General features: G+C 56.5%; 11 protein-coding genes. 10 read left to right on the top strand and 1 reads right to left on the bottom strand.

Features of this window, described 5'->3' with window-relative positions:
• Positions 1-232 precede the first annotated feature (232 nt).
• The 9 genes from LB462_RS17895 to LB462_RS17855 all read left to right on the top strand — a co-directional run bounded on the left by LB462_RS17895 (position 233) and on the right by LB462_RS17855 (position 8,969).
• Entirely contained in the window at positions 233-1,126 is an 894-nt protein-coding gene (locus LB462_RS17895) for a DMT family transporter (protein ID WP_224510815.1), read from the top strand.
• 80 nt (positions 1,127-1,206) lie between these two features.
• A complete protein-coding gene (locus LB462_RS17890; RefSeq protein ID WP_224510813.1) occupies positions 1,207-2,097 on the top strand; it encodes an MBL fold metallo-hydrolase in 891 nt (296 codons plus the stop codon).
• A gap of 113 nt (positions 2,098-2,210) precedes the next feature.
• Positions 2,211-2,819, top strand: coding sequence for a cupin domain-containing protein (locus LB462_RS17885; RefSeq protein ID WP_224510812.1), 609 nt, complete (start codon positions 2,211-2,213; stop codon positions 2,817-2,819).
• A 151-nt stretch (positions 2,820-2,970) separates the two neighbouring features.
• Complete coding sequence (locus tag LB462_RS17880) at positions 2,971-3,909, top strand: ABC transporter substrate-binding protein (RefSeq protein ID WP_224510810.1); 939 nt, start codon at positions 2,971-2,973, stop codon at positions 3,907-3,909.
• A gap of 73 nt (positions 3,910-3,982) precedes the next feature.
• Positions 3,983-4,786: an ATP-binding cassette domain-containing protein gene (locus LB462_RS17875; protein WP_224510808.1), complete on the top strand. Its 804-nt coding sequence runs from the start codon at positions 3,983-3,985 to the stop codon at positions 4,784-4,786.
• Complete coding sequence (locus LB462_RS17870; RefSeq protein WP_370637216.1) at positions 4,783-5,811, top strand: ABC transporter permease; 1,029 nt, start codon at positions 4,783-4,785, stop codon at positions 5,809-5,811. The genes LB462_RS17875 and LB462_RS17870 overlap by 4 nt, the downstream gene beginning before the upstream one ends.
• Complete coding sequence (locus LB462_RS17865; protein ID WP_224510806.1) at positions 5,812-6,903, top strand: phosphotriesterase family protein; 1,092 nt, start codon at positions 5,812-5,814, stop codon at positions 6,901-6,903. It abuts the gene before it with no gap.
• A 30-nt stretch (positions 6,904-6,933) separates the two neighbouring features.
• The gene (locus LB462_RS17860; RefSeq protein WP_224510804.1) at positions 6,934-7,704 is read left to right on the top strand and encodes a glutamine amidotransferase; all 771 of its coding nucleotides are present in this window, start codon (positions 6,934-6,936) and stop codon (positions 7,702-7,704) included.
• Positions 7,705-7,715: 11 nt separating this feature from the next.
• Positions 7,716-8,969 carry a Zn-dependent hydrolase gene (locus tag LB462_RS17855; protein WP_224510889.1) on the top strand — a complete coding sequence of 418 codons (1,254 nt, stop codon included), beginning with the start codon at positions 7,716-7,718 and terminating at the stop codon, positions 8,967-8,969.
• Here LB462_RS17855 and LB462_RS17850 read toward each other — a convergent pair.
• On the bottom strand, positions 8,959-9,903 hold the full coding sequence (locus LB462_RS17850; protein ID WP_224510802.1) for a GlxA family transcriptional regulator: 945 nt from the start codon (positions 9,901-9,903) through the stop codon (positions 8,959-8,961). The two genes, LB462_RS17855 and LB462_RS17850, sit on opposite strands and share 11 nt — an antisense overlap.
• A 106-nt stretch (positions 9,904-10,009) precedes the next feature.
• On the opposite strand from LB462_RS17850, the gene LB462_RS17845 reads away from it, so the two are divergent.
• Positions 10,010-10,810, top strand: a complete 801-nt coding sequence (locus LB462_RS17845) for an SDR family NAD(P)-dependent oxidoreductase (RefSeq protein ID WP_224510800.1) — start codon at positions 10,010-10,012, stop codon at positions 10,808-10,810.
• Positions 10,811-10,928 lie beyond the last annotated feature (118 nt).

Genomic DNA, 10,928 nt, shown 5'->3' with positions numbered 1-10,928 from the left:
AACTTAGAACGAATCCAATGTTAGATATATCAGCAACTTGGGTCAATTAAGCCGGGGCGCAATGCAATCAAGATTGTGTGATCGTTATACAAACTACATAAGCCGTTTCTTACGCAACAACTGACATCACGTGTCAGTAGCATCTCAATTTTGGCTTTCGAAGCCTTGTCATCTCGCGCAACAGCGGCGCTAGATCAGGTATGTATCCGGTCTTCCAACCGTCAAGGCAATCATGAGGCCATCGGCTTATCAATTGGGACTGATTTTCGTAACCGGCTCGGCCATTGCATGGAGCCTTGCGGGTCTGTTCACGCGCGTCATCCCGCAGGACAATTGGACCATTCTCGCATGGAGGGGGATTTTCGGTTCGCTCGGCATAGCAACGGTGATAGCCTTTACCGAGCGCGGCCGGTTCTGGGCGAGCTTCCGCGACATGGGTCAGGCTGGTTGGCTTTTCGTTGGCATTTCCGCGCTCGGCATGGTGTTTTTCATCAGTGCCTTGAAGGAAACCACCGTAGCGCATGTCGCTGTTATCTATGCAACCATCCCGTTTGTGGCCGCGATCCTTGGCTGGTTCGTTCTCGGTGAAAGATCGACGTGGAGCGCCATTCTGGCCAGCATCGCTGCTGCGATCGGGGTGTCACTCATGGTTGGTTTCAGCATCGAAGGCACTGTCTTCGGCGATGCTCTCGCTTTTGGCATGACACTTTGTATGGCGGTGCTGATGATCATCGTCCGCCGTTCGCCTGATGTTTCTGTCATGCCGGCGGCCTGCCTGTCGGCTCTCTTCAGTTCCCTCGTCTGCTGGCCGCTTGGCAATCCGCTTGGCGTGACCGCCAATGATCTGATGCTGATTGCGCTTTTCGGCATATTGGTTTCTGCCGTGGGCCTTGCCCTCTTCACCCTTGGAGCCAAGCTCCTTCCGCCGATCGAAACCGCGCTGATCGGTTCTCTCGACGCTCCCCTGGCGCCATTTTGGGTCTGGCTTGTGTTCAGCGAGGTGCCAAGCAGGAGTACAGTGTTTGGTGGATCGATCGTTTTCGCTGCGGTGATCGTTCATGTGATTTCCGGCGCATCGCGAAAGGCCAAAGCACAACGCCTGGTTCAACAGAATAATGTATCATGACCCAATCTTTACGCTGATTGACAAGCTGAACCAAAAGCGGCGAGAATCGTGTCGAGCTCAAGCTCGGGGGACGCGCGAAAATGTTGGAAGCCGCCATAAAACCGGACGTTCAAGCATTCTTCGACAAACGAACGAATTCCGTCCAGTACGTAGTTGCAGATCCCGTGACCCGGCATTGTGCAATCATCGATTCTGTTCTGGATTTCGACGAAAAGTCCGGAGCAACGGCTACCGTCAACGCCGACCGAATCTTGGAGTTCGTCGACGCCAATCGCTTGAAGGTTGAGTGGATACTGGAGACCCATCCCCACGCCGACCATTTTTCAGCAGCCGACTACTTGCGAACGAAAACGGCCGCAACGACCGCGATTGGCAGCCATATCGTCGAGGTTCAGGCCTTATGGAAGCAATTCTATAACTGGCCGGATTTTCCGGCAAACGGATCGCAATGGGACCACCTATTCAACGCCGGAGATTATTTCAGTATTGGAAAGCTGACCGGGGCCGTGATGTTCTCACCGGGCCATACACTTGCATCGATCACCTATGTCATTGGCGATTCCGCCTTCATTCACGATACAATGTTCATGCCGGACGGCGGAACCGCCCGCTGTGACTTTCCCGGAGGGAGCGCCGAGCATCTATGGCAGTCCATTGAATCGATTCTTGCGCTCCCGGACGAGACCAGGGTCTTTGTCGGTCACGACTATCAACCAGGGGGGCGTGAACCTCTGTGGGAAAGCACAGTGGGCGACCAGAAGCGCCACAATATCCACGTCTCCCAATGCAATTCTCAAGCAGAGTTCGTGGCAATGAGACAAGCCCGCGACAAGACCCTGCCCATGCCCAGACTTATTCTGGCAGCCCTGCAGGTCAACATGAATGGTGGTCGGCTGCCTGAACCAGAAGCGAACGGTGAACGTTTTCTGAAAATACCCTTGAATGCACTCGGCGACACGAAATGGGATTGACCTTGCATTGTCAGGTCATGAGCGCCAAGGTATGCGAGGTCGTGCACTCTAAATCTGCTGGCCAGATTTACGAATTCATAACCTAATGACCAGCTGACAGGTCACGGCAAGGCATGAACAAGATTGAACTCGAAAAACAGCCACACGGTATCACCGAGACAAATCCGGCTCGGCTTGGCATACGGCTGAAACTGGCACGGCAGACACGCGGCCTCACACTGAAGGCCCTCTCCGAAGCCGCCAACTGTTCAGAAAGCCTGTTGTCAAAAATCGAGAATGGCAAGGCATCGCCTTCCCTGCCGATGCTGCACCGATTGGTCCAGGTTCTCGAAACCAACATCGGCTGGATGTTCGAAGAGTCGGACGGCGAGGAAGGTATCGTCTTTCGCGCGGGCGCAAGGCCACTGATCGCGCTTGATCCTCTGCGGCGCGGTGAAGGCATATCGCTGGAGCGCGTCATTCCCTATTCGCCTGGGCACCTGCTCCAATGCAACATCCATCATATCGAAAAGGATGGAGCCAGCGCAGGCCCGATCCAGCACGCAGGCGAAGAAGTGGGCTATATCCTGGCGGGCGAAGTGGAACTGACAGTCGGCGAAAAACATTTTCAGCTGACGGAAGGGGACGCATTCGTCTTCAACTCCGATCTGCCCCATTCCTACCGGAACACGGGCAACAAGCGTGCAAGTATTTTCTGGGTCAATACACCACCGACGTTTTAGGCGCCGCCGCACTTTTGGCATCAGATTGAACTTGCTCCAATGTCATTCAAACTACTTGACATGCATTCAAGTCTCTTGAATTATGTCCTCGCGTTCAGTTTTTTAAGCAAGCCCTCACATGGGCGTTCCATCAAATAAAAGGGGAATCGGGATGCGTCTTACCAAAATACTTTCGGGCTGTGCTGCAGCCGTCGCCATGTCTCTTGTCGTTGGCTCGTCCGCCTGGGCCGATACCTTTGCGCTGGTCACGATCAACCAGCAGGCACTTTTCTTCAACCAGATCAACGAAGGTGCGCAGAAGGCCGCCGATGCGGCCGGCGCCAAACTGGTTATCTTCAACGCCAACAATGTTCCAAGCGCCCAGAATGACGCCATGGAGAATTATATCACCCAGAAGGTTGACGGCATTATCCTGGTTGCTATCGATGTGAACGGTGTGAAGCCTGCGATTACGGCTGCCAAGACTGCAGGCATTCCGGTTATCGCCATCGATGCGCAGATTCCTGATGGCGACAACATTGCCTTTGTCGGCGTCGACAATACCAAGGCAGGCGAAGACATCGGCAAGTTCTATGCTGACTACGTCAAGTCCAACTTGTCGGGAACTGCCAAGATCGGCGTGATTGGCGCTCTCAATTCCTTCATTCAGAACCAGCGTCTGGACGGCTTCAAGAAGGCTGTTGCGGACAGTGGCCAGAAGATCACTTTCCTCGATACAGTCGATGGCCAGAACGTACAGGATGTGGCTCTGACCGCCGCCGAAAACCTGATGACCGCCAATCCGGACATGACGACGCTCTACGCGACAGGTGAGCCGGCTTTGGTCGGCGCCGTTTCGGCCGTTACGAGCCAGGGCCGCACTGGAGACGTCAAGGTCTTCGGTTGGGACCTGACCAAGCAGGCCGTTGAAGGCATCGATGCCGGCTGGGTCACAGCAGTTGTTCAGCAGGACCCCGCCGGTGAAGGCAAGGCTGCCATCGAGGCATTGACCAAGCTGAAGAAGGGCGAAAAAATCGAGCCCATCATCAATGTGCCGGTAACAATTGTTACGAAGGAAAACGTCGACCAGTTCCGCGGCATGTTCAAGTAGAACAAGTGCTGCAAGGGCGCGGCCGCACATGCCGCGCCCAATCCTGTCGTCATTTTAACCCAATGGTATTGCGATGAACGATATTGGCAATGAAACCTACCGGGTCCGCATGACCGGCATATCCAAGCGGTACAATACGATCCAGACACTCGACAATGTATCGTTGAGCCTCAAGCCCGGTGAAGTGCTCGGTCTCGTCGGCGACAATGGTGCCGGCAAATCGACCCTGAGCAAGGTTTTGTCCGGGGCCGTCATACCGGACGCAGGAACTATCGAGATCGACGGCAAGACCGTATCTTTTTCCTCGCCCGCCGACGCAAGATCAGAACATGTGGAGATGGTCTATCAGGACCTTTCCCTGTGCGACACCGTCGATGTGGCAGGTAATATATTCCTTGGAAGGGAACCGAGACGCCGGATATTGGGTGTACCGTTTCTCGACAAAAAGCGGATGCACGATGAGGCTCGCGCCATGCTCGACCGGCTTGGCATCGTCATTGCCGATACGGGTTTGAAGGTTGAAAATCTCTCCGGTGGCCAGCGTCAGTCCATCGCCATCGGCCGCGCGGCTTCCTTCGAACCTTCCGTTCTCATTATGGACGAACCAACGGCGGCGCTCGCCGTGGCCGAGGTTGAGGCAGTTCTTGATCTTATTCGTGCTGTCAGCGCCCGCGGCGTCAGCGTGATCCTGATCACCCACCGTCTGCAGGATCTGTTCCTGGTCTGCGACCGCATCCAGGTCATGTATGAGGGGCGCAATGTCGCCGAAAGGCGCATTGAAGACACCAGTATCGAAGACGTGGTGAACCTCATCGTCGGGCGCAAGTTCCAGGCTCGTTCGGCGCGCCGCAGCGAAGAGAATGGAGCACGGCCATGAGCAATCCATCGACTTCAAGCAACGATGCGCTGCATCCAGCCGCCGCTCAAACGCGCGTCCGAAAAAGCACATTGCACGATCGTTTCATGGCCAACGGCAGCGTCGTTTCGATCGCCATCTTCTTTCTGGTCGTGTGCCTGTTGTTCTCCGGCATCACCGACGCCTTTCTAACCACACCCAATCTTCTCAATATTGTCAGGCAATCGGCACCATTGCTGATCGTGGCCGCTGCCATGACCTTTGTCATCACCACCGGGGGTATCGATCTGTCGGTCGGTTCCGTACTCGCACTCGTCGCCACCCTGTCAGCTGTGACATTGCAAGCGGGCCTGCCTTGGCCACTCGTCATTATCGCCATGCTGCTGCTCGGCGCTGCCATTGGTGCAATTCAGGGCTTCTTCATCGCCTATGAGCGTATACCCGCTTTCATTGTTACGCTGGCCGGCCTGTCTGTCATCCGCGGCATAGCTCTGCTTATCACTGGCGGTTATTCCATCCCGGTCGAAGCAACAAGCCCGTTCACGGTGATCGGCCGCGCCTGGTTTCTCGGTGTGCCGGTCCCCGCGCTGATTGCCCTCGTCGTGCTTGTCGTCGCGTACCTCGTCTTCAACGAAACCCGCTTCGGCCGCTACGTGACCGGCATTGGTGCGAACGCCGAGGCTGTACGCCGCGCCGGTGTCGATACGCGGCTGACAACATTGATGGTTTATGTCCTCTCGAGCACGGCAGCGGCAGCTGCTGGTATCATCCTCGCCGCCCGCCTCGGCTCTGGTTCATCCAATGCCGGACAAGGCTTTGAGCTGGAAGTGATTGCCGCCGTCGTGCTTGGCGGCACCAGCCTCTTCGGTGGCCGGGGAACCCTGATCGGTACGGTGCTCGGCGCTTTGACCGTCGCCGTTATCGGCAACGGCCTCATCCTTGCTCATATGTCACCATTTCTCACGCCCATCGTTACCGGCACGATCATTCTGGTCGCAATCTGGTTGAACTTTAGACTGTTCCGCGGCGCGATCCGGAGCAGATGAATGACTGGTCTCGACTTTCAGAGTAATAAACGTGAACGAGCACCGATCGGGATCAAGTCCGGAACGGTGATGACCGTTCAGGGCCCTCTGCCTGTCGGCGAAATGGGCGTTACCCTCATGCATGAGCATATTCTGCTGGATGGAGCGACAACATGGAAATGCCCGTGCCATCCTGACGAATTGGCCATGGCGGATCAGCCCGTGTCGATCGAGATCATCGGCGAATTGCGCATGAATCCATACATGAATCGCGACAACGTTTCTTTGGATGATAGTGACCTCGCCCTTTCTGAACTAAAGCGCTTTCAAGCGCTCGGTGGCCACACCGTCGTCGATCCCACCAACATCGGCATCGGCCGCGATCCAGTGAAGTTGCGGCGCATCTCCCGGATGGCCAATCTGAAGATTGTCATGGGCTCCGGGTTCTATCTGCAACACACCCATCCCGAATGGCTGAAAGATATGGATGTCGATGCGGTCACCGAATTTCTCGTCAACGATGTGGGTGGCGGCGAAGCGCAACCCGAGATCATGGCGGGTATTATTGGCGAAGTTGGCGTCAGCAAGGACTTCACATCTGAAGAGCGCAAGTCGTTGCGGGCCTCAGCGCGTGCGTCGCGTATCACCGGCGTACCGCTGTCGATCCATCTGCCGGGTTGGGAGCGTCTTGCCAATGAAGTGCTGGATATCGTCGAAGAAGAAGGCGCCGACCTTCGCCACACGATACTTTGCCATATGAACCCCAGTCACGAGGATCTGCCCTACCAGGCGGGGCTCGCCAAACGCGGCGCGTTTCTGGAATACGATATGATTGGCATGGACTATTACTATGCCGATCAGGATGCTCAATCACCATCTGACGAACAGAACGCCCGTGCCATTCGCTCACTCGTCGATATGGGTTTTGGCGACCGCGTTCTGCTTTCTCAGGACGTATTTCTGAAGATGATGCTGACCCGTTTTGGCGGCTTCGGCTATGGCTACATACTCAAGCATTTCGTGCCACGCCTCAAGCGCCATGGCGTCGATGCCGGAACCATCGAGCGCATGCTCACAGACAACCCCAAATCCGTATTTTCTTCGGCGGCCTGATCGCTGCGTTTTGGTACTCAAGGAGTTTTCATGTCCAAACACAAAGTTCTTCTCGCCGGCGAGTCGTGGGTTTCCACCGCAACCCATATCAAGGGTTTCGACCAGTTCCCGACTGTCACTTATCACACCGGCGCCGACGAATTGCTGAAGGCGTTGAAAGACAGCGACTTCGATGTGAAATTCATGCCGGCGCACGAAGCGCAGCGCGATTTCCCGCAGACGATTGAAGCGTTGTCGGAATATGAGGCGATCATTCTCTCGGATATCGGCGCCAACACATTGCTCCTGCATCCGGATACCTGGATTCATTCGAAGACCACGCCGAACCGGCTTCGCCTGCTGCGCGACTATGTTCGCAATGGTGGTGCGCTGCTGATGTTTGGAGGCTACTACAGCTTCCAGGGTATCAATGGCGGTGCGCGCTATCACAAGACGGCGGTCGAGGAGGTCCTGCCGGTCACCTGCCTTTCCGTCGATGATCGCGTTGAGGTGCCCGAAGGGTTCACCCCTGTCGTAACCGGCTCTGGCGACCATCCCATTTTGCAGGGACTCGGCAAGGACTGGCCGATCTTGCTCGGTTACAATGAGGTCACGGTCAAGGACGGTGCGGAAGTTCTCGCAACTGTATCCACCGAATACGGCTCACAGCCTCTCCTCGTCACGGGCACATATGGCAAAGGCCGCACACTCGCCTGGACCTCCGATGTCGGTCCGCATTGGCTCCCTTCAGATTTCATCGCCTGGAAGGGCTATAAGACGCTGTTCGAACAGATGCTTGCCTGGGCGATTGCAAAAGATTGACCCAAATCGCAATGAACACGGGGGTCAAGATCAACGGAGAGCGTCTCCTTCAGAGACTGGATGACTTCGCGGCTATTGGCGCAACCCCAGCTGGCGGCGTCAACCGCCAGGCGCTGTCTCCCGAAGATCGCAGCGCTCGGGCTAAACTTGCAAATCTGGCTTTAGAGCGCGGCTTTGGCGTTTTCCAGGATCCAATGGCCAATTTGTTCATCCGCCGGCCTGGGCTTTCCAACGACCTTCCGCCCTTCCTGATCGGCAGTCATCTCGACAGCCAGCCTATGGGCGGCCGCTTCGATGGCGCGCTTGGTACGTTGTCAGCCTTCGAAGTGCTCGAATCCCTGGAGGATGCCAGTATCCAGACACCTAGAGCCGTGGAGGTGGTCGCCTGGACCAATGAGGAAGGCAGCCAATACGCTCCGGGCTGCATGGGCTCGATGGCCTTTGCCTCGGGTGCAATTCCGATCGAGTGGTATTCCGCCCATTCTCCAGACGGCAAGGTATTGGGTGAGGAACTTGCGGCGACCCTCGCCGCCCTTCCGCAAGCGATTCTGCGCCCGCTGGGAAACCCACTTTCCGGCTATCTTGAACTGCATATCGAACAGGGACCGTCGCTTGAGCGCGAGAACATCCCGATCGGTATTGTCCATGCGATTCAAGGCACGCGCTGGCTCGAGGTCGTGGTTACGGGCCAGACCGCACATGCCGGAACGACACAACTCTCATTCCGCCGCGATCCGCTCGTGGCAGTCACCGAAGCGCTACAGGAGCTTTACAATTCCGTCATGCCCAATGATGAGCGGGCCCGATTGACCATCGGCCGCATATCGCTAGAGCCGGCGTCAATCAACGCCATTCCCGGCAAGGTCTCCTTCAGTGTCGACCTGCGCCATCCGGACGCTTCAGAACTGGCGCGGCTGGAGGACCATGTGCGCGTAACCTGCGAAGAGAAGGCGTCGGCATTCGGCTGTGCAGCAACCATCCGCCGAACATTCGACATGCCGCCCGCGCAATTTTCTCCGCTGCTATTGCAAGCTGTCGATCGGGCGGCAACGCGTCTCGGTGTCGCTTCCAAGCCAATGCTATCGGGCGCCTTCCACGATGCACTTTTCCTCGCACGGGTCACCGATGCTGCCATGATTTTCGTGCCCTGCCGCGATGGTCTCAGCCACAATGAAGCAGAATTCGTCGAGCCCGAACACTCCATACTGGGCGCACAGGTTCTGCTGGAATCAACTCTGGTCGCGCTTCAGATGGCTATGGAATAGCCGCTATTCGAGCGTTCCGCTGCATGTATCGCGGTGGCTGCCCGAAAGCCCGCAGAAATGCGCGGCGCATTCGTTCACGATCACCGAAGCCAACATCGCGGGCGATTGTATCGATCGGGATGCGCCCATTTTCAATCATCAACCGTGCCGCCTCCACGCGCAGGTTCTCGATGGCCTTGGCGGGTGATTGACCCGTTTCCGCCTGAAACGCTCTGCTGAACTGGCGTGGGCTCAGATGCACGACTTCCGCGAGTTGCTCTACCGATAGCTCCTTGTGCAGATTTTCCCTGGCATAGATAAGACTCTTTTGGATTCGGTCAGACTTCGGATCAAGTTCGAGCAGCGCCGAGTACTGCGATTGCCCACCCGCACGGCGATGATAGACGACCAGCTTTCGGGCAACTGACTTAGCTATCTCAGTCCCCAGATCCTTTTCCACCAGCGCCAAAGCCAGATCGATACAGGAGGTCATGCCGGCCGATGTCCAGACCGGCCCGTCGATGATGAAGATGCGATCTTCCTCCATCTTCACGTTAGGAAAAGCCCTCTGGAAATCCCGGGCATGGAACCAGTGGGTAGTCGCGCGCCGCCCGTCCAGGAGCCCAGCATCGGCAAGGATGAAAGCGCCGGTACAGGTCGAGCCGATGCGGCGTGATCGCGGTGCGACTTCGCGCAAGAAATCGATCAGGCCTGACGACACCGGCTCGACGTCATTGTTACCCACCACCAGCACCGTATCGAATGGAGCGTCGCTAAAAGGATCAGTGCTGACAGAAAATCCAGCCGAAGACGCGATCAGCCCGCCCCTTTCCGACAATAGGCTGATTTTATAGTGAGGCTCATCGAGCGCCAGATTGGCAAACTCGAACACTGTCGTAGCGGCGAGATTGAGAACCTGAAATCCGGGGAACAGGATTATTCCAATGTGACGCATCGAGAGAATGTCCTAAAAGGTGGTATATATGGCATTTAAGACATAATGGCCGAGATGTAAAGTCTCTCCATCGAAGGGAATTATCCCCGAACAATGGAGCAGATACATGACCAGCACATTATCCAAGGGCACCGCCCTTATCACCGGCGCATCTTCTGGCATCGGCGCCGTCTATGCGGACCGGCTTGCCAAACGCGGTTATGACCTCGTTCTCGTTGCGCGCAACCGTGAAAGACTCAATGCTCTCGCATCGCGCCTGACGACGGAAACGGGACGGACAGTCGAAGTCGTTACTGCGGATTTGGGCAGCGAAGAAGGCATTGCGCGCATCGAAGACATCCTGCGTACCGACGCGAGCATAACGATGCTTGTTAACAATGCCGGTGTCGGCGCCACTGCACCGCTGCTGCAGTCCGATCCGGCCAAGATGGACGCGATGATCATGCTGAACGTCGTGTCCCTTAGCCGACTTACCAAGACGGCCGCTCCCGGCCTCGTCGAGCGTGGTGGCGGCACCATCATCAATATCTCGTCGATCGTAGCTGTAGCCCCTGAACGCCTGAATGGCGTCTACGGTGGTACCAAGGCTTTCGTGCTGGCGTTCAGCCAATCGCTACATCATGAGCTGGCTGACAAGGGCATCCGTGTCCAGGCCGTTCTTCCAGGCGCTACCAGCACGGAGTTCTGGGATGTCGCCGGCTTGCCCGTCAGCAATCTTCCAGAGAGCATCGTCATGTCGGCCGAAGACATGGTTGATGCGTCTCTAGCTGGCCTCGACCAGGGGGAACTTGTCACCATCCCCGCTCTTCCGGATGCGGCCGACTGGAACACCTTCGAGGCGGCGCGTCAGGCGCTCGGTCCCAACCTGTCACACAGCAGGCCGGCTGCTCGTCTGCTGAGTCACTAAAGAACTAATGGCGCGCGCAGGGCTCGTGCGCGCCATAGTCTGAAAAAAAGCTACGAATCGTGCCAACGCATTGACACAATAAGCGTATATCCGGCTGTCGACCTGTCCACTCTCTTAT

Source organism: Phyllobacterium chamaecytisi, from assembly GCF_020164455.1.
In the GTDB taxonomy this organism is placed as follows: Bacteria; Pseudomonadota; Alphaproteobacteria; order Rhizobiales; family Rhizobiaceae; genus Phyllobacterium; species Phyllobacterium chamaecytisi.
Note: the sequence above shows the minus strand (reverse complement) of the source record. Positions and strands in the feature narration are given on the sequence as shown.

What these genes read in the sequence shown, in the direction of transcription:
- LB462_RS17845 (WP_224510800.1), top strand. Translation starts at nt 10,010, where the DNA reads ATGACCAGCACATTATCCAAGGGCACCGCCCTTATCACCGGCGCATCT.
- LB462_RS17855 (WP_224510889.1), top strand. Translation starts at nt 7,716, where the DNA reads ATGAACACGGGGGTCAAGATCAACGGAGAGCGTCTCCTTCAGAGACTG.
- LB462_RS17885 (WP_224510812.1), top strand. Translation starts at nt 2,211, where the DNA reads ATGAACAAGATTGAACTCGAAAAACAGCCACACGGTATCACCGAGACA.
- LB462_RS17875 (WP_224510808.1), top strand. Translation starts at nt 3,983, where the DNA reads ATGAACGATATTGGCAATGAAACCTACCGGGTCCGCATGACCGGCATA.
- LB462_RS17890 (WP_224510813.1), top strand. Translation starts at nt 1,207, where the DNA reads ATGTTGGAAGCCGCCATAAAACCGGACGTTCAAGCATTCTTCGACAAA.
- LB462_RS17850 (WP_224510802.1), bottom strand. Translation starts at nt 9,903, where the DNA reads ATGCGTCACATTGGAATAATCCTGTTCCCCGGATTTCAGGTTCTCAAT.
- LB462_RS17880 (WP_224510810.1), top strand. Translation starts at nt 2,971, where the DNA reads ATGCGTCTTACCAAAATACTTTCGGGCTGTGCTGCAGCCGTCGCCATG.
- LB462_RS17865 (WP_224510806.1), top strand. Translation starts at nt 5,812, where the DNA reads ATGACTGGTCTCGACTTTCAGAGTAATAAACGTGAACGAGCACCGATC.
- LB462_RS17895 (WP_224510815.1), top strand. Translation starts at nt 233, where the DNA reads ATGAGGCCATCGGCTTATCAATTGGGACTGATTTTCGTAACCGGCTCG.
- LB462_RS17870 (WP_370637216.1), top strand. Translation starts at nt 4,783, where the DNA reads ATGAGCAATCCATCGACTTCAAGCAACGATGCGCTGCATCCAGCCGCC.
- LB462_RS17860 (WP_224510804.1), top strand. Translation starts at nt 6,934, where the DNA reads ATGTCCAAACACAAAGTTCTTCTCGCCGGCGAGTCGTGGGTTTCCACC.